The following is an 18,406-nucleotide window of genomic DNA, read 5'->3' as shown; positions in this document are numbered from 1 at the left end:
GGTCTATTGAAGCCACCACTTAAAAGCCTGATAATAAGACAATGTCACCCAGCGTGGATTGTCTTAAAAATCCACGTAAAACAACGGAAGGTTTTTGATATGGGACGGAACGACCAAAAGAAGAACACTTTCCTTATTATCAGCGGCGATAAAACCCGCATTCATAAATGCACTGACTCGCTCAATCGAAATTTTGAAAACTGCTCTGTCTTTCATGGCTCGGAATGGTTTGAAGCCAAATACAAGCTGGACAACGTTCATCCCAAAGCGGTGTTGGTGGATGAGTACCTGCCGAAGGGTTCAGGCTTTGACATCGTCGCCAAAATTCTGAAAGAAAAAAACAACGACGACATTGCGATCATCATCATGTCCTATGTCGCTGACCACGATATCTTCAAACACGAAGTCGCTTCCGGCCGCATTCAGTTTCTGACGGAACCTGACCGTGAGAAAGCTCTGGTCGACTGCGTTTCCAAAATCATTTCGCCGAAAGTCGACAGCAACCAGGCCCAGTACGAGCTAAAACAGCTGCAGCCGGGCGATGTTCTGTTCAAAGAAGGCGACATGACCGAAGTCGCCTACATCGTAAAAAAAGGCAGCCTGCGCGCCTATTCCGAAGGCCCGGATGGTGAAAAAATCATGTTCGGAGAAATTCTGCCCGGTGAATTCGTGGGCGAGATGGGGCACTTTAATCACGAACCCCGCTCAGCTACCGTGGAAGCCATCACTGAAGTGGAACTGATCGCGATTCCCAATGGCTCTTTGGACAATGTTATCTTTGCCCGACCGTCGTGGGCAAAAGCTCTGGTCAAGACCCTGTCGCTGCGGCTTAAGAAAGCCAACAAGGCCCTGACCGGCTAAAAAAGAACCAGGAACTTATTTTAGTTTTTCCCAAAGATAGCTGTATTCAAGACTGTTCCACAGGATCGCTTGTTCGATATTCGCGCTGCCTGCGTGACCGCCCTCCATATTTTCATAGTAGTACACCGGATGCCCCTGCTCTTTCATGCGTGCCACCATCTTGCGTGCGTGGCCCGGATGAACGCGGTCATCCTTGGTGCTGGTCATGATGAACACTTCCGGATACTTCGCCTCTTTGCTCAGACGCTGGTACGGAGAATACTTCAGGATGGCTTCACGCATCTTTGGATCATCCGGATCGCCATATTCAGCCATCCAGCTCGCGCCCGCCAACAGCTTGTGATAGCGAAGCATATCCAGCAGTGGCACGCCCACAATCACGGCATTGTACAGATCCGGGCGCTGCGTGAAAGTCGCCCCTGTCAGCAGGCCCCCGTTGGACCGGCCGGAAATTCCCAGATGCTGTGGTGATGTGAATCCACGTTTGATCAGGTCTTCTGAAATCGCGATGTTGTCTTCGTAAACTTTATAGCGGTTTTCTTTCAGCACGGACTGATGCCATGCCGGACCGAACTCGCCCCCGCCGCGCAGATTGGAAATCACATAGACTCCACCCTGTTCCAGCCACACTTTACCGACCGTGCCCAAATAACTTGGCTGCATCGGAGACTGGAATCCGCCATAACCGTAAAGCAGCGTCGGATTTTTGCCATCCATTTTGATATCCGCCTTGGAAGTCACAAAGTAAGGAATCTTCGTGCCGTCTTTGCTGATGGCTTCAAAACGCTGGGTCTTCATGCCCTTGTTGTTGAAGCGATCCGGGGATTTCTTCAGCAGTTCCAGCATGTTTTTGCCGTCACTGGCGTCGCCAAGATAAGTGGAGACCGGAGTGAAGAAGTCCATGTACTGAGCCAGATACAGATCACTTTCTTCCTCTGTGGAGGTAACATAGGCCATGCCGTTTTCACCCAAAGGCACTGATTCAGTTTCGAAGGTGTCTTCGCTGGTGAAGGTCACTTTTTCGATTTTGGAAAGCACGTTGTCTGTCACATGCAGCATGATGTGGTTCTTGGTCGGACTCATGCCTTGAATGAATCTTTTGTCCGTCGGGACAAAGATCGCCTTCAGGGATGCTTGCGCTTTTTCGCCATCGAAGATTTTATCGAACGGCATGAACACGATGCTGCCGCTTTTAAGATTTCCCAAATCAGATTTCAACTCAAAGAACAGTTTGTTTTTGAAAACACCCCAGAATTCTGAGTCCGTCGGCATGGGCAGTCGGGTTTTTACGCCCTTGTCATCTTCATACCAGTTTTCGCTGGAATAAAAGCCGGTGCGAATTGAATGGAAAACACGCTTATGATCGCCGTCTCTTTGCACATAGGTGTAAACAGACATGTCGGTGGATTTGCCTTCCATCACCAGCTTGGCTTCACCAATTGGCGTTCCACGCTTCCAGATTTTGACAAGACGAGGGTATCCCGAATCCGTCATCGTGCCCGGACCGAAATCTGTGCCCACGTAAACGGTATTTTCATCCTTCCAATCAATGCCACTTTTTGCCTCTGGCAGACTGAATCCATCGGCTACAAACTGGCGGGTCTTCATATCAAACTCACGCACCACAATGGCATCTTTGCCCCCACGGGACAGATAAACCAAGGCCTTCTGATGAGCCGGTGGCAACGTGCTTGCGCCCTTCCACACCCAGTTTTCATTTTCTTTTTTTGCCAAAGCATCAATGTCCAAAATCACGTCCCAGTGCGGGTGTGACGTCAGATAGCTTTGCATTGTGGTTTTTCTCCACAAGCCGCGCACATGCTTTCCATCCTGCCAGAAGTTGTAAAGCTCCCCATTTTTCAGGTGCACCGCAGGCACACGGTCTTCTGCCAGCATGATCTTTCTTAGGTCATGCTCAATGGTTTTAAAACGCGGGTTTTGATGAAAATGTTCTAAGGTGCGTTTGTTTTCGGCTTTTGCAAATTCCAGGGCCTTGTCGCCTTCGACCTCTTCCAGCCAGATATACGGATCATTGTCGTGATTCATTTTTTGCTCCCGTGCTTTATGCGAAGACGTCTGGCATCCCAACAAAGTCAGAATGCAGAAAAAAGTTCCCGCCTGCCGAATTAGATTCATTCGACCTCCTCGAAAATCCTATTAATTTTAATGAAGACTCTCTTGGACTCAAGAGTTAAATGAAAAATTAGTCCTCTATCCAATTGGTGATATCAATCGGAGTCAGCCAGGACATAAGTACCTTATAGTCCGCCATCTGACCGTAAACATTGCTGCCCCAGCACTTCAGAGCATCTGTCGGCGTAATGGCACAACCAGAATTTCCCCCACGCTCAACGCTTTTGTATGTACCACCGCCCAGCAAATCCGCAGGAATTCGTGCCTCCGCCAGACCCGTGCCCGTTGAAGCCCAATAGGAATCTGTGGCGACATCTCCTTCAGCGCCCCAGCATTTAATCTGTTCACCGGTGGTTATCGCACATCCGCCGTTTGATCCCATTGACACACTGGTATAGCTGACAGCAGGGCTTACCATTTGTGGCGTGTTATAGCTCGTCGTCACGTTAAGCCCAGTTCCATAACCCGTACCATCACCCCAGCAATACAACTTGAAAGCGTCGCTGATTGCACAAGTTCGGCTGCCATACATGCTGACGGCAACGAATTTTGTGCCCGCCATTACAACTCCCGGCGTGTAGATATCTGGTGCAGCTATGGCTCCTCGCCCCAAAGAAGCGACATGGTTTCCCCAGCACTTCAGTTCATTTTCATCTGTAATGGCGCAGGCTGACCCCGTCAATCCACCAAGAACCGATACCATCTTATAACGAACGCCCGAGTCAATCACAGTGGGGGCGGCATAGACCGCAGGAGTTGTGGAACCACCAATAATTCCACTGTTGTTGCGGCCCCAGCACTTCAATACCCCTGCGCTGGTTACCCCACAAGTCGTGGACTGACCTACAGAGATCCATTTATAAGAAGTTCCGCCATCAATCACCACCGGAGACAAACGAATCTGAAGAACTCCATCCCCGACTCCATAACTGCCGCTGCCTCCCCAGCATTTTAAAGTTCCATCCAGCAATATTCCGCAGATGGATTCATAGCCGATGGCGACATCCTTATACTTGCGCTCCTGATCAATGACCACCGGATAGCTTCGACCAAACGAGGACCCGTCACCAAGGTAAGTGCTGAACTGGTTTGCTCCCCAGCATTTCAATATATCATCCGTCGTGATGCCGCAGGATAAAAACACTCCCATAGAGATCTTCTTGTAGGTGACACCGATGTCGGAAACGGCAGGTTCCCGACGATATACCGAACTCCCATCGCCCAGATAGCCCGCGCCATATTCGCCCCAGCATTTTGTTCGGCCCGTACTGGTGACTCCGCAGCTGTAAGCCACACCTGAAGTAATACTGGCATAAGAATTTGTATCCGCCGTCAAAACCGGCAGTACCGTGGTACCAGGGGTCAGGCCTTGACCGTGGGGACCGATATAATTGGTGTTGCCGCCGAGTCTTGTTGAACCCCAGCAAACAACACGACCATCAGATTTTCGAATACCGCAGGTGTGATAAGCACCCGCCGCCACGTCATCAAAGGTATCAACACTGGTGATTGTCGCGGGAAGGGTTTTATCGGTCGTGGGACTGGAACCGCTTTGAAGATAAGAATTCCCCCCCCAGCACTGAACTGTAAAATCCGTCTTGACGGCACAAACGTGTCCGCCTTCTGCGGCAATAGTGCCCGGTACGGTCAATCCTGCCACTGAAATTTTCAAAAAGTCAGAGCCCACCAACTGGGCTGTTCCCTGATGGGCAGTACTTCCAATTCCAAGTTGCCCCCGCCCATTATTCCCCCAGCAATAAAGCTGATTATTCGTGTTGATAGCACATCCGGTACCGCCGCCGACAGACAGACGGTCAAAATCAAAAGCACTTGCCGTCACCAATTCTGCAGGTGTGCTGACGTTTCCATTTGTCACAACGCCGTTCCCAAGGCGTCCTCGATCCTGACGTCCCCAGCAATAGATTTTTCCAGCTTTCAAGGCACAGGTGAATCCATCGCCCGCGGCAATCTCATCCACCCCGCTGATGCTGCTCAATAATACCGGCGTGTGACGATCCGTCTGATCACCCAATCCCAGCTGGTACCTGTCGTTGTTTCCCCAGCAGACAACTTCTTTGGCCGGATCATCAAGAATGCCACAGCTATGATCAGCGCCTGTGGTCAATTGTTTAAAGTTCCAGACACCCGTCAAAGCTGAAACAGCCTGCAAACGATTGGCCGTCGTTCCATCACCCAACTGACCGTCGGCATTTTCACCCCAACAGCGAACCTTTCCATCCATCATCAGGGCACAACGATGACGATAAGATCCGACAATCCTTTTCACTGTCGAGTGCGCTGCACTGGTCACATCTTTGATCATCACACGACTTTGTGACACCCTCGCAAAGCGGGCCACCGGCGTGTTTGCAAACGTCAGGTTCAGCTGGAGATATTTATTATGAATACTGCCGGCATTATTGATCAGTCTAAACGGCAACGACACATTCGTGCTTCCGGCGGGAATCAAAATGCTGCCCTTTTGCGCCAAGGTGACGTCAGTATTCGCGACAGCAGATCCGGAAACTTCATAATTGACCGTCACGTTATAAGGTTTCGAACCACTCATCGTCAGACCAAATAATTTGTCGGGACTGCCGCCGGCATTATTTTCGTCTTCAGTCACAACCTGTTCGTTGCCCGCAAGAGAAATTGTCACCGGAGAATTATCAAATAAAACAGTGGTCACCGCAGAAGCCAGATTCCCTTTCCCGGAACCGTCCACCACGACTCCACTTGGCAACGATAAGGAGATATCCCCGGTTCCAAAAGCCGGGGCTGCCATTTGCAATCTGTACACCGCGCTTGGTCCTGACGCTGGCGTCACCGAACTGATATTGGCACCGGATTTTACAAAATCTGCTGCAACAAGACCTGTCACCTCTTCGCTGAATTTTATGGTGAAATATATCGGGGCTTCATAAACATTCGGTCCCGCCTCACTGATGATTTCCACAGTGGGTGGAAGCGTGTCAAAAATGCTGGAGCTTGTCGCTGAGGCCTGTGAGGCATTACCAGCATCATCAGTTGCAGCTGCTTCCGGAACTCTCACACTAAAAGCACCCTCAGTTACGGGAGTGATCTCAATTGTGTAAGATCCTCCGCTTCCCGTCACAGTCGCGGTCGCATTTACCAGTTCCAAATCTCCGGCCGTGAAGCCGGAAACGGACTCACTGAAAGTCGCCGTGATGCTAACCGGAGCTGACAAAGTATAAGCGGCCAGACTTCCCAAAGAAACCGTCGGTCTAACGCTGTCATGATGTCTGTTCAACCAGCTTGACACCAAAGACTTGTTCCCGACACTGTCCGACGCCGCTTCATTTTTTACCCGCACGGCAAAGTCGCCCTGACCGGAGGCTCGCAAGGTGAAAGTATAGGTATCCCCACTGCCGGCAAAATTTTCGACCGTGGCATTTGAAAGCTCCAGATCAGAAGCATCAAATCCTGTCACTGGTGCAGAAAAGCTGACCGCAACCGAAATCGCAGCCACATTCACCTTCATGGGATCCGCGCTGCTTAGCGTGGGTAAAGGTCGATCTGAATTGTATTCCACCACCATCTCGGCCGAAGCCAAATTTCCATTCCCTGCAAGGTCATAGATACGATCGCCAGGAAGAGACAGCCTCACTTCAGTTTGTGACGCCGACGGAATAACATAAATGAAGTAACCAGGACCTGAGCCCTCGATTTTATCGATGATCCCATTTGTCACGGCAAAAGCCGAAGCATCCAGAACCGAAGCCACTGACTCGCCCAACATCAGATCAAAGATCAGCGGGGATTCATTGGTCGGATCATCTCCCGAATAAGTCAGGGTGGCAGAGGGTTTCGTTCGGTCACTGGTGAAACTCAGGGTATTTGATTCTGGTGTGGCTTCATTCAACGCAAGGCTGGTGGCGGCATTTACTGGCAGCAGCACAGTGACCGGACCATCCAAAAGTGGCTCCAGAACCAGATCATAAGTCGACGCGTCGACCGGTGTTAACGAGACAATCGTGGCGTTGTTTACTGAAAAATCAGATACCTCAAGCCCCTGAACATCTTCGGAAAAAGTCACCTGGACTGTCCACTGACTTAAATTGTTATAAGATGAAACACTCGAGCTTAGAACAGCCTGCAAGGGCTGACGGGACATAAGGTCGGTGACGGACTTGAATAGTTCTGTAGAGATCGAGCACCCGCTGGTGAACGTCAGCAAAACGACCCATAAAAGACCTCTTCCACAACATACCAAAGAATCCATCATGAGACATATCGGTGGATATTCTCAAAATTGTATGAAAACTCATACAATTCCGAGAGTTTCCAGTTCACTGACCCTTATTACGGAACACTAGGCGGCGTTACGAGTCTGCAGCTGTTTCAGCAAGTCTCCGGCGATGCGATCCAGTGGCAGAACCTTGTCAGCAGCACCCAAGGCTACTGCGGCTGCCGGCATACCGTACACCACGCAGGTTTCTTCGTTCTGAGCCACCGTGTAAGCACCAGCGTTCTTCATTTCCAGAAGACCTTCAGCGCCGTCTTTGCCCATACCGGTCAGAACAACACCCATGGCATTCTTACCCACGTACTTCGCCACTGATTTCATTAGATAGTCCGCAGCTGGGCGAACACTGTGCAGGGCCGGACCCTGATGCAGCTTCACGTAATAGAAGGCACCACTGCGCGTGATTTCCATATGATAGTTGCCCGGAGCAATCAGAACTCGACCCGGAACAACCTGATCCCCTTCTTCAGCCTCTTTGACTTCAAAAGGGAACATCTTATTCAGGTTTTCAGCAAATGATTTCGTGAAACCCGGTGGCATGTGCTGCACAACCAAAGTTCCCGGAATATCCGCAGGCATCCCGCTTAGGAACACCTTCAGCGCCTCGGTACCACCGGTGGACGAGGCCACCGCCAGCAACTGGTGCGTCGTGCGCGCCAAAGAGGTGCTGGCAATCTTCTGTACCGGAGCGCCCGGATTAGGCACCACCGCTTTGATCGGATTGATACGGGCTTTTGCCACGGCTTTTACTTTTTCAATGATCGCCGCCGACAGTGTTTCCAGGGACTGGGACACGTCAATGGACGGCTTTTCCATAATCTCGATGGCTCCGGCTTCCAGAGCGCGCAGATAAGTTTCAGAGCCCGTCTTTGCCAAGCTTGAAAAAATAATCGTGCGGGTCGGGAAATGCTGCATGACTTTTTCCAGGAAGCTGATGCCATCCATACGAGGCATCTCTACATCCAGAGTCATCACGTCGGGCTTTAGCGCCACCAGCTTGTCACGGGCGATGTAAGGGTCCGATGCTGTTCCCACCACTTCGATGTCCGCGCAAGAGGAAAAGATTTTTTCCAGCAGCTTACGAATCACCGCAGAATCATCAACAATAAGGACACGAATCTTTTGTGCCATTAGGGCCTTCTTTAATTAAAGTTTTTGATAAACTGCGCGAGACATCGGCTTCAAACCCGGATGTTTCACATTGCCTGATTCGGAATGTCCCAGAACCAGATACCCGCCCGGCGCCAAACAGGACACCAGATTGTCGATCACACGTTTCGTTGTCGGCTCATCAAAATAAATCAGCACGTTACGGCAGAAGATCACATGGAACTTGTGCTGGAACTCGTACTTTGGATTCATCAGATTGAACGGAGCAAAGCGGATCATGTTATGAATCTGATCCTTGGCTCTCCAGTATTCGTCGCCGTCAGCTTTGATTTTTTCAAAGTACTTCGAACGCTGCACGGGCGGCAGGCCCTGCATCTCGCGTTCTTCATAAGTGCCGGTTGAGGCTTTCTTCAAAACCTGCAAGTCGATATCCGTCGCCAGCAGGCGCGGCTTCGCAGAAGGCATTTCAGGTTGTGCTTCACACGCCGTCATCGCGATTGTGTAAGGCTCTTGTCCTGTGCTGGCTGCGGCACACCACATGCGCAGATCAGAACCAAACTTGCGGGACAGTTCCGGCAAAATGGACTTCAGGAAGTCGAAATGATTCGACTCGCGATAGAAGGACGTCATGTTCGTCGTCAGCGCCGAAATGAATTCAGACACCATCTCGTTGCCGCCGGCTTCAAGTTTGGACCAGTAGTCTTCATAGGTCTTCAAGGAATGGCGGCGCAACAGTTTTACGATGCGGTTGCGGATCAGGGCATGATTCTTTGGCGTCAGTGGCAAATCCACCCCGGCCAGATCATACATGCGCTCAGCAAACTTCATGAACATTTTGTCCGAAAGCTTGATGTCTTCAAAATCGTACAGAGCGCCCGTGGCCTCATTCTTCTTTACAGCGGTCATGCGGCCATTCCTCTTCCGTTAGCAATATTATTTACCAAAGCACCTGGTTCCAAAATCAGAACTGTACGGCCATCCCCCAGGATTGCAGCACCCGCGACTTCCGGAATGTCCTGACCCGTGGTGATTGGTTTAACAACCACCTGCGCCTGACCCAGGACATCGTCGACCGGGAAGGCCATTTGACCTGTCATGGATTCAATGATCACCAGCATGGTTTCCTCACGACGTGCACTCAAAGAGTTCTCACGGCGCTGAGCCAGCTGCTGGTCTTTTTTATTCAGGCTCCAGTTAATCGAACCCAAAGTCTTGGAAACATCAATCACCGGCAGCAAATGACCACGGATACTGGCCACTTTTCCGGCACCAGAGATATTAGTGTAGTCTTTAGGAAGTACACGCACGATCTCGCGAATGGAATGAATCGGCAGAATGTAACGGGCGCCATCCAAAGCCACGATGATACCGTCAGTGATCGCCGTGCTCAGAGGAATCGTCAGACGGAACGTCGTTCCCTGACCTGACTTGGAGTAAATATTGATCTTACCGTTGATTTTATCCAGATTTGATTTCACCACATCCAGACCCACACCACGACCGGACAGATCCGAAATCTTGTCGGCGGTAGAGAACCCCGGATAGAAGATATACTGGAAAACCTGTTCATCCGGAATGGACGCCGGGTCCACACCTGCCGGCACAAAGCCTTTTTCGATGGCTTTACCCAGAACCTTGTCACGGTTGATACCACCACCGTCATCCGAAATGTCGATGATAACGTTACCGCCGGATTGTTTTGCCGACACGGTGACTTTCGCCGTTGCGGGCTTGCCGCGCTCTTGACGAAGTTCTTTCTTTTCCACCCCGTGGTCCATCGAGTTACGAACCAAGTGAACCAAAGGATCACCCAGAAGCTCGAACACGGTTCTTTCGACCTCGGTTTCTTCACCGATCAATTGCAAATCCACTGGTTTGTCCAGAGTCAAAGACACGTCACGCACGATACGCTGAATCTTGATGAACATGGATTTCAGCGGAGTCATACGGATGCTCAAAGTTTTTTCATACAATTCACGAACGGCCTTATCGAGCTGATCAACAATGGCTTCCAAACGCAGGTTCACACCGCTGCGAACTGTTTCGTCATGCACCAGCTGATTTTTCAGTACAACCAGCTCGCCCACTGCATCCAGAACCGAGTCCACACGACCCGTGTCGACTTTGATGGCGCTGGTCGCATTTTTGGCGTTCTTGTTATTACCCCCACCATTGCCGGCAGCAGAAGCTGCCGCCGCTGGTTTTGCTGCCGCCGCCGGAGCCGCTTTCACAGCCGGTGCCGGAGCTTCCATCGGCGTTTCCACCACTTTCAAAATCGGAGCCGGATTTGCCGGTTCTGCCGCCACAGGTGCAGCTTCTGCAATCGCCGTTTTTAGTGCGGCCTCGGCCGCTTCTTTGGCATGGAATTCAGCCTGATCTTCAGGTGACATCTGCGCCAGCAGTTCTGCCAGCAGATCATGATTGATCAAATCGTCTTCAGCTCCGGCAGAAGCTTCTGCCGCAGGTGCCTGAGAAAAGAAGTCATCCGGAACTTCGACTTTGGGTTCATCCACAGAAGGCGCCGGAGCATGAGCATGCTTGGAAGCCTTGCCGGAAAGCTGTTCGGTGATGGCTATCAATTCCGCAGTCAAGGCAGACGGATCCCATGGACCCCCCTGCTGCTGCTGAAGAGCAGCAACACGGTTCTTCAGTTCGTCACCGGATTGCAACAGCAAAGAAATCACTGTGGAGTTCACCAGTTCAGGGCGTGAACGCAGAAGATCCAAAAGGTCTTCCATCACGTGGGCAAATTTACACAAGTCTGCAAGACCGACAGCAGCAGCACCCCCTTTTACGGAATGGGCCACCCGGAAAATATCTGTCAGGTCTTTCGCTGGATCTTCACTGTTTTCCAGCCTCATCATGTATTCCTCGTACTGCTCCAGCATAAATGCGGATTCATTCAGGAAATCCATTTGTAGTTCTTCAAAGAAAGAATTGTCACCGCTCATGTGCGCTCCATAGAGATTAGAAAATCACATGGATATATCGGTGATCGAACATCTGAGCTATTTAGACCCTTGGTCCAGAATGAGAATCAATCCACCCTATGGTGTAAAGAATTAATGAAAGGCCGGACCATTGTCCCGCAATGAGGCGCTAATTATCTGAGAATATTATTTTTTCCATCCCACCGAGAAATCCTCTTAAGTCACCTTGGTTTTTTCGCGAAGAGTCTGTTGTTAAGATTTAATTCACGACTTTGAAAGGCGTATACGATGAGCGATGTATCCATGAAAGCAAAACCCGGTCAGTACCTGACTTTCCAATTGATGGCAGAACAATATGGTGTGGCCATCGAAACAGTTCGCGAGATCAATCAATTTGGCGAAATCACTCCGGTGCCACGCACTCCTGATTATGTAAAAGGTGTGATGAATCTTCGCGGTAAGATCATTCCTGTAGTTAACTTGCGCATCAAGTTCGGCATGTCCTCCCAGGACACAACCCGCGACACTTGCATCATCGTTATCGATACTGAAATCGGTCAGGTGGGTATGATCGTGGACTCTGTAAAAGAGGTTGTGGACCTGCAGGAAAACCAAATCGAACCATCTCCGGTTCTGGGCAACGAACACGCTATGTCCTTCGTGCGTGGCATGGGTAAAGTGGACAACAAAGTCGTTATCCTTGTAGATATCGTGTCTGCGTTCAATCAGGATCAAATGGGTCAGATGGCGCAGTTCTCTCATAACGACGAAGCCAAAGCCGCTTAAGAGCTTTTTTAAAAGATTCCAATATAAACCCGCAGGTCCAAAGCCTGCGGGTTTTCTTTTTCAAGAACTCGCCAAAATCACCTAAAAACAGATACTTACGCGCGCGCCACATCCTCGCCCGCTCCGCCACGTTCCATCTGTGGCTTGGGCAATTTCTTCACTTTCAGAAATCAAACAATAAAATCAAAGACTTTTCACTCTAAACGAGATAGCAAGACGCCATTAAACAAAGGACAAAATCATGAAATCTATCTTTTTTGTGACCGCGATGCTTTTCTCCAGCCTGTCTTTCGCCGGCCAGAGAGTTTTTGACTGCCAAGCTACTAAACTTTCCAAAAGCCCGGATGTTTCTGAAGATTTCAACATCCAAAAAAACCCAACGGTACTTCTGATCGAAGACGCGAAGAACTGGTCTTTGAATGTTGGTGATTACTCTGTTTCCACTCTGGACAAAAACGGTCCGGCCTTGGCAAGAGAATCCAGCGCCGCTTCTGACACTGAAGTTCGTTATGATTTCTGGGTTGAAGCTTCTTACGAATTCGAACTGGTTATCAACGTTGTAGACCACACTGCGAAAGTTTACTGGTGGGGTCAGGGCGAACAAACTGAAGTTGGCACTTTCCAGTGCGAAGTTTCTGTAAAATAAGTTCGCGCACTTTCAATTGCACATAAAGAAAAAGCCCCTGGGACATCCCAGGGGCTTTTTTGTTTTCATAAGGTCTTTTTTTTTACCAGGCGCCGCTTTTTTGGAAGAAGGTGCCAGTGGTTTCAACGATCGCGGAAGCATCCACTTTGTGTTTGCGGTAAAGGTCGGCCGCGGTGTAAGCGCTCTGACCGAATTCGCCGTGAACACCCAGGCTTTTCGCCTTGAACGTCACATCAGCCGTCAACAATGCATGACACAGGATCTGGCCGAAGCCACCCAGCAATTGGTGATCTTCCACTGTGATCAAGTGGCCCTGAGCTTTCTCCAATACCGTCTTGAATGTCGCCACGTCCACATGATTCACACAAGCACAGTTTACTACAACCGTGCCCACGCCTTTGGATTCAAGATCTTTTGCCGCTTGCAAAGCCTGCGGAACCAAAGAACCTGTTGTCGCAATCGCCACGGATTTAGTTTTCCCCGCAGTTGTGTCTGCCAAGACCTGCGCTTTACGCAAATCATAGGAAGTGCCGGCAACATAGGTCTTAGGGAAGTTTTCACGCCCCAGGAAGAACACCGCTGAATTCGGAACTTTACCTTCCTTGCGGGCCTTGGCGAAGTTTTCAATCACCGTGTACATCAAAGCGTCGGCTTCTTCACTGCAAGACAGGGAATACACATCCACATGCGGGATGGAAGAAACCATCGCCACATAGCTCAGCGCCTGGTGGGAAGCCCCGTCCGCCGCATCCTGGAAGCCCGTGTGAGAAAACACCGCAATCACCGGCGCTTCGGACAACGCCCCCATGGTCAAAGGCAACGCCCCTTTGGTCACACCGAACTGAGCGAAGGTGTCCACCACTGGGATGTAACCCAGTTTCGACAAACCTGCCGCCGTAGAAACCATGTTGGATTCGGCGATACCGACGTCGAAGGAATCTTGAGGGAATTCTTTACGGAAGCCCGCCACCCCTGTGGAGCCTGGCAGATCCGAAGTCACACTCAGAACCGGGAAGCCGGCTTTGCGTGCACGCACCATCGCGGAAGAAATACCGACTTGAATTTTTTCACCGGAATCTTTGACACCACTGGCTTTGATGTCGGCTTCCCATTTGTTCAGTTCGGCAATCCAGGTGTTGAAAACATCCGGCAACGCCGCGCCACCCAGAATCTCACCCAGGAAGGCTGGCAGCTCCGAAGGGCTTTTCAGAGGGAAACCGTGACCGCCCGTTGCGGATTCCGCAGTTTTCTTGGTGCCGATACCCTTTACGGTCTTAGCGTGAATAATTACAGGCGCAATCGGGTTGGCTTTCGCCTGCTCGATGGCACTGACGATCGTGTCGTAACACTTTTGCAGATCATTGCCTTCAGCCAGGTTGATCACATTCCAGCCCAGGTCTTTCAAAGAATTGAAAGTCGGAGTCATGGAGAAAGATTCCGCATCGATACGCCCGGAAAGTTTCGTGTTGTTATCGCTGATGATCAAAACATAAGGACCCATTTTGCCGGTCTTAGCCAGGCCCGGGATCGCAGCGAAAGCCTCTTTCGCTTCACCTTCCATGCACGCACCGTCAGAGATCGTGGTCACCGTCACGCGGTTCTTGCCAGAGATCGCCTCGCCCATGGCCACACCTTGAGTTTGCGGGAACGCAGAACCCAAAGGACCGTTGGAGATAAAGACACCTTCCGGGAAGCAGTGAACTTCGCCGTGACCGGTCAGACCGCTTTCGATCGAACGGAATTTTTTAAGGCTGTCCAAAGTCAGACCCGCCATTTTGTAATTGGCTTTCAAAGCATACAGACCGTTTTCGCAGTGACCGGCATCATTCACGATGTGGAACAGGTCATACCACTGCTTGTTTTCACGAGCCGCCACATCAAACACGTGACCGTGCAGTGCGGACATAAGTTCCGCCAAAGCGGCAGGACCGCCATAGTGAGAAGCCGCGCCACCAAGGACGGCGTTCATATCCATCAAAGAAACAAGGGCGCGAGTCGCGTTAGGATCGGCCACTGGAATCTGACGTCCGTCTTTGCTTTTAACAAAGCTTTTGAATTGAGGTTCTTGGGAAGGATTGCCTGCGAGTTTTGTTTTGATCTGAATCGGTTCTGTCATAGGATATAGTTTTACTGCCCAGAGCGAGGAACATCAAATGGAAAGGCTCTATTCACACAATATTCGCGACATCCTGAAAGTGGATCTGCACCGGCATTTGGACTGCTCAGTGCGTTGGAGCACCATTCTGGAACTGGCTCCGCAAGTGGGGATTCCACTGGCGCCCACCTCCCAGGGGCAAAAGGATCAGTTTTTGATCACGGGTCCCATGAAAGACCTGGGTTCGGTGCTAAACAAGTTCATGAACACGCAGAAGGTTCTGGCCAGCGAAGAAATCCTGACTCGCGTCGCCTATGAAGCTTGTGAAGACGCCTTCAATGACGGAGTTCGTCTTCTTGAGTTGCGTTATGCGCCGACTTTTATCGCTGACGGCCACAAATCCCTGACTTTCGAAAAAATCCACCGCTCTTTGCTGAAAGGCATCGAGCAGGCCCGCAAACAATTCCCGATGCTGATCGGCCTGATTTGCATTGTTCAAAGAATCAAATCCTTCGAGGTTGCGGAAAAAGTTGTGGATTTCGCCATTGACCACAAAGACAGCTTTTTGGCTCTGGACTTGGCTGACAACGAAGAGGGCTTTGATCCGAAGATCTTTGCGCCCCTGTTCCAAAAGGCCAAAAAAGCGGGCCTGCGCATCACCGTGCATTCCGGCGAAACCCCGAATCCGGTCTCTGCAACATGGGTTCGCGACAGTATCGACATCCTGGGCGCGGAACGCATCGGGCACGGCATTCAGATCATCAACGACCCGGGTGTTCTGCAACTGGTGAAAGACCGCCGCATTCCGCTAGAGATCTGCCCGATCAGCAACTATCTGACCCAGTCTTTTCCGACTTATGAAGACCACCCGATCCGCAAACTGATGCAGGCCGGAGTTTTGGTCACAATCAATTCCGATGACCCGGGAGTATTCGCCACCACTTTGAGTGATGATTATGAAGTCCTTCACCGCGTGCATGGTTTTACCAAAGATGATTTCCACAAATGCAATCAGATCGCTTTTGATGCGAGCTTCATTCCGGATATTGAAAAGAACCGCATCATGGGGGAATTCTTCGGATGAGTTTTGCTGAAGAAATCCTGCATCTGATGCGTGAAGATGAAGCCGTGCGTGAAGCGCTGGCCGCCACGGGCGAATTGTTTCAAGGCTACAACGCCCAGATGGAAAAGGTTCACCTGCGCAACGCGCGCAAGCTGAATGACCTGATCGTGGAAAAAGGGTTTCCTACAATTCCACTTGTCGGCGAAGAGGCCTGCACCGCTGCTTTAAGAATTATTCTGCACGCGATCAGCTGGCCTGAATTCATGCGCATGCAAGAGCCCGTTCTGATTGATCTGGCTAAAAACGGAAAAGTCCCGAAAAGTTACGTCGCCATTCTGATCGACCGCATTCGCTTCTATGAAGGACGCAAACAAGTTTACGGCACCAACGCCGATTGGGATGAAAACGGCATTCTGCGCATCACCGATGTTGAAGACGAAAAGAATCTCAACAACCGAAGGGCTGAGATGGGCCTTGAGCCCGTGGAAAGCCTCGTGATCACCCCGATGGACGGAGAATATCATCCGCCTGAACCAGAAAAACGACACAAAGAATTCATTGAATGGACCTTTAAAACCGGATGGAGAAACAATGACTAAATCAAAACTTCTCGTACTTTCAATTTCTCTGCTGGCACTGGGTTGTCAGACGACTTCAACTTCACCTGTGATCCTGACTGCCAAAGAGCGCCCGGATCACGCCACGGCTGAAGCCTATGGAACGCAGTATGCGATCTCCACGCAGGGACGCTATTCCAGCCAAGCCGCTGAAAAAATGTTCGCCGACGGCGGAAACATCATCGACGCAGTGGTGGCGGCTTCGTTCGCGGTGTCGGTCGAACGTCCTCAGTCCACTGGGATTGCCGGTGGCGGTTTCATGCTTTTCCACGAAGCTAAAACCGGTGACACTTATGCGATTGATTTCCGCGAGCGTGCCCCGCTGAAGGCCTCGGAAAACATGTACATTGGAAAAGACGGCAAGGCCGTTTCCAATCTTTCCAAAGACGGCATCCTGGCAGTCGCTGTTCCGGGCATGGTCGCCGGTCTTTTAGAAATTCATCAGCGCTTCGGATCGCTGCCTTTGAAACAAGTCATTCAACCAGCAATTGATCTGGCGGAAAACGGTTTTGAAATTTATCCGGAATTCCACCGAGCCCTTGAGTACCGCGCCGATGTTCTGGCGCAGGACCCGGCAGCCAAAGCCATCTTCCTGACCAAAGAAGGCAAAGCCCCACCACTGGGGACTTTGCTTGTACAGAAAGACCTAGCGAAAACCCTGAAGCTGATCGCAGAAAAAGGCAAAGATGGTTTCTATAAAGGATCCGTCGCGCAATCCATGCTGAAGCTTTCCAAAGAACGCAAAGGCCTGCTGACACAAAAAGATTTCAACGACTATCAGGTGAAATGGCGTAAACCCGTTGAAGGAAAATTCCATGGCTATGAAGTAATTTCGATGCCGCCGCCAAGCTCTGGTGGCATTCACGTGATTCAGTTCCTGGACACGCTGGAATCAGACAACCTGGCAAGCTCCGGTCCCCTGTCCACGAAGTCGATCCACCTTGCAGCCTCCGCATTGCAATCTGCTTTTGCGGATCGCGCGGCTTATCTGGGTGATCCCGATTTCACCGATGTACCGGTGAAATCATTACTGTCTCCGGATTACCTGAAAGACCGTCGTCAACAGATCCCCGAAAACCGCGCCCGCAAAGCTTCTGAAGTTTCTGCTGGCAAAGTCACCGGATACGAGTCCACCGAAACGACCCACATTTCCATGATCGATGCCAAAGGCAATGCAGTTGCCACCACTCAGACCATCAACGGCTGGATGGGTGCGGCAATTGTGGCTCCGGGTACGGGCATGGTTTTGAATAATGAAATGGATGATTTCTCGGCACAAGTAGGGGCTTCCAATTTGTTCGGTGCCATTGGTGGCAAGCCCAATGCGATTGCTCCGAAGAAAACCCCGCTAAGCAGCATGTCCCCGACAATCCTGCTTCAGAACAACAAACCGGTGATGGCCGTGGGTGCTCCGGGTGGCACACGCATCATCAGCTGTGTGGCGCAGACGATCTTGAATTATGTCGAATTCAAATTGCCGTTATATCAATCCGTCACCATGGTTCGCTATCACCAGCAGTGGCAGCCGGATGTGTTGTTCATCGATCCCCCAGGGCCGAAGCCGGAAGTTTTAAAGCAACTGAAGGACATGGGCTATGATGTGAAGATCGACCCGATCCCGTGCAACGTGATGGCCGTCTCAAAAGAAGGCGACAAACTGCATGGCGTGGCGGACCCACGCGACATCGGGACCAGTATCGCCAAATAGTCTTTTTAAAATGGTGGGCTGAAACCCCACCATTTTAATTCTTCACCTTAAAGCTCAATTACATCGTTAGCTTTTCAAAAAGCTCAACGAGCAAAAGTAAAATTTTAATAAATACTCTTAGTTTCGTCATTCTCCACTCCTTTCTTGGTGATGAGTTTCCCCTCCATTGTTGACTAAAATTCTTTGGCAC

The 18,406-nt window shown here is 50.7% G+C and carries 12 protein-coding genes; 6 read left to right on the top strand and 6 right to left on the bottom strand.

Annotated features, from left to right (window positions below; genetic code table 11):
• Positions 1-99 precede the first annotated feature (99 nt).
• Entirely contained in the window at positions 100-861 is a 762-nt protein-coding gene (locus AC04MQ_RS05255) for a cyclic nucleotide-binding domain-containing protein (protein ID WP_041578006.1), read from the top strand.
• A 15-nt stretch (positions 862-876) separates the two neighbouring features.
• Here AC04MQ_RS05255 and AC04MQ_RS05250 read toward each other — a convergent pair whose 3' ends face one another.
• From AC04MQ_RS05250 to AC04MQ_RS05230, 5 genes are all read right to left on the bottom strand, one after another.
• On the bottom strand, positions 877-2,997 hold the full coding sequence (locus AC04MQ_RS05250; protein ID WP_475391374.1) for a prolyl oligopeptidase family serine peptidase: 2,121 nt from the start codon (positions 2,995-2,997) through the stop codon (positions 877-879).
• Positions 2,998-3,064: 67 nt separating this feature from the next.
• Complete coding sequence (locus AC04MQ_RS05245; RefSeq protein ID WP_015092462.1) at positions 3,065-7,192, bottom strand: Ig-like domain-containing protein; 4,128 nt, start codon at positions 7,190-7,192, stop codon at positions 3,065-3,067.
• A gap of 135 nt (positions 7,193-7,327) precedes the next feature.
• Complete coding sequence (locus tag AC04MQ_RS05240; protein ID WP_015092463.1) at positions 7,328-8,392, bottom strand: protein-glutamate methylesterase/protein-glutamine glutaminase; 1,065 nt, start codon at positions 8,390-8,392, stop codon at positions 7,328-7,330.
• A gap of 15 nt (positions 8,393-8,407) precedes the next feature.
• Positions 8,408-9,277 (bottom strand): CheR family methyltransferase, encoded by an 870-nt coding sequence (locus tag AC04MQ_RS05235; RefSeq protein WP_015092464.1) that lies wholly within the window; start codon positions 9,275-9,277, stop codon positions 8,408-8,410.
• Complete coding sequence (locus AC04MQ_RS05230; protein ID WP_475391372.1) at positions 9,274-11,322, bottom strand: chemotaxis protein CheA; 2,049 nt, start codon at positions 11,320-11,322, stop codon at positions 9,274-9,276. The genes AC04MQ_RS05235 and AC04MQ_RS05230 overlap by 4 nt, the downstream gene beginning before the upstream one ends.
• 267 nt (positions 11,323-11,589) lie before the next feature.
• Between AC04MQ_RS05230 and AC04MQ_RS05225 the strand changes: the two genes are divergently transcribed.
• Positions 11,590-12,087 (top strand): chemotaxis protein CheW, encoded by a 498-nt coding sequence (locus tag AC04MQ_RS05225; protein ID WP_015092466.1) that lies wholly within the window; start codon positions 11,590-11,592, stop codon positions 12,085-12,087.
• 241 nt (positions 12,088-12,328) lie between these two features.
• On the top strand, positions 12,329-12,733 hold the full coding sequence (locus AC04MQ_RS05220) for a hypothetical protein (protein WP_475391370.1): 405 nt from the start codon (positions 12,329-12,331) through the stop codon (positions 12,731-12,733).
• Positions 12,734-12,815: 82 nt separating this feature from the next.
• Here the strand turns inward: AC04MQ_RS05220 and AC04MQ_RS05215 are convergent, their stop codons facing one another.
• Positions 12,816-14,849 carry a transketolase C-terminal domain-containing protein gene (locus tag AC04MQ_RS05215; protein ID WP_475391369.1) on the bottom strand — a complete coding sequence of 678 codons (2,034 nt, stop codon included), beginning with the start codon at positions 14,847-14,849 and terminating at the stop codon, positions 12,816-12,818.
• A 37-nt stretch (positions 14,850-14,886) separates the two neighbouring features.
• On the opposite strand from AC04MQ_RS05215, the gene add reads away from it, so the two are divergent.
• Genes add through ggt form a run of 3 tightly spaced genes read left to right on the top strand, consistent with a single transcriptional unit; the run spans position 14,887 to position 18,216 of the window.
• Positions 14,887-15,912, top strand: coding sequence for an adenosine deaminase (gene add / locus AC04MQ_RS05210; RefSeq protein ID WP_080602442.1), 1,026 nt, complete (start codon positions 14,887-14,889; stop codon positions 15,910-15,912).
• Complete coding sequence (locus tag AC04MQ_RS05205) at positions 15,909-16,490, top strand: DUF6624 domain-containing protein (RefSeq protein WP_475391368.1); 582 nt, start codon at positions 15,909-15,911, stop codon at positions 16,488-16,490. Before add ends, AC04MQ_RS05205 begins: the two co-directional genes overlap by 4 nt.
• Positions 16,483-18,216 carry a gamma-glutamyltransferase gene (gene ggt, locus AC04MQ_RS05200; RefSeq protein ID WP_015092471.1) on the top strand — a complete coding sequence of 578 codons (1,734 nt, stop codon included), beginning with the start codon at positions 16,483-16,485 and terminating at the stop codon, positions 18,214-18,216. The genes AC04MQ_RS05205 and ggt overlap by 8 nt, the downstream gene beginning before the upstream one ends.
• Positions 18,217-18,406: the final 190 nt, after the last annotated feature.

Source organism: Bdellovibrio sp. MYbb2, assembly GCF_056175685.1.
The sequence above is the reverse complement of the archived record's forward strand: the minus strand, read 5'-3'. Positions and strand labels throughout refer to the sequence as shown.

What these genes read in the sequence shown, in the direction of transcription:
- ggt (WP_015092471.1), top strand. Translation starts at nt 16,483, where the DNA reads ATGACTAAATCAAAACTTCTCGTACTTTCAATTTCTCTGCTGGCACTG.
- AC04MQ_RS05235 (WP_015092464.1), bottom strand. Translation starts at nt 9,277, where the DNA reads ATGACCGCTGTAAAGAAGAATGAGGCCACGGGCGCTCTGTACGATTTT.
- AC04MQ_RS05205 (WP_475391368.1), top strand. Translation starts at nt 15,909, where the DNA reads ATGAGTTTTGCTGAAGAAATCCTGCATCTGATGCGTGAAGATGAAGCC.
- AC04MQ_RS05225 (WP_015092466.1), top strand. Translation starts at nt 11,590, where the DNA reads ATGAGCGATGTATCCATGAAAGCAAAACCCGGTCAGTACCTGACTTTC.
- AC04MQ_RS05220 (WP_475391370.1), top strand. Translation starts at nt 12,329, where the DNA reads ATGAAATCTATCTTTTTTGTGACCGCGATGCTTTTCTCCAGCCTGTCT.
- AC04MQ_RS05255 (WP_041578006.1), top strand. Translation starts at nt 100, where the DNA reads ATGGGACGGAACGACCAAAAGAAGAACACTTTCCTTATTATCAGCGGC.
- AC04MQ_RS05250 (WP_475391374.1), bottom strand. Translation starts at nt 2,997, where the DNA reads ATGAATCTAATTCGGCAGGCGGGAACTTTTTTCTGCATTCTGACTTTG.
- AC04MQ_RS05215 (WP_475391369.1), bottom strand. Translation starts at nt 14,849, where the DNA reads ATGACAGAACCGATTCAGATCAAAACAAAACTCGCAGGCAATCCTTCC.
- add (WP_080602442.1), top strand. Translation starts at nt 14,887, where the DNA reads ATGGAAAGGCTCTATTCACACAATATTCGCGACATCCTGAAAGTGGAT.
- AC04MQ_RS05230 (WP_475391372.1), bottom strand. Translation starts at nt 11,322, where the DNA reads ATGAGCGGTGACAATTCTTTCTTTGAAGAACTACAAATGGATTTCCTG.
- AC04MQ_RS05240 (WP_015092463.1), bottom strand. Translation starts at nt 8,392, where the DNA reads ATGGCACAAAAGATTCGTGTCCTTATTGTTGATGATTCTGCGGTGATT.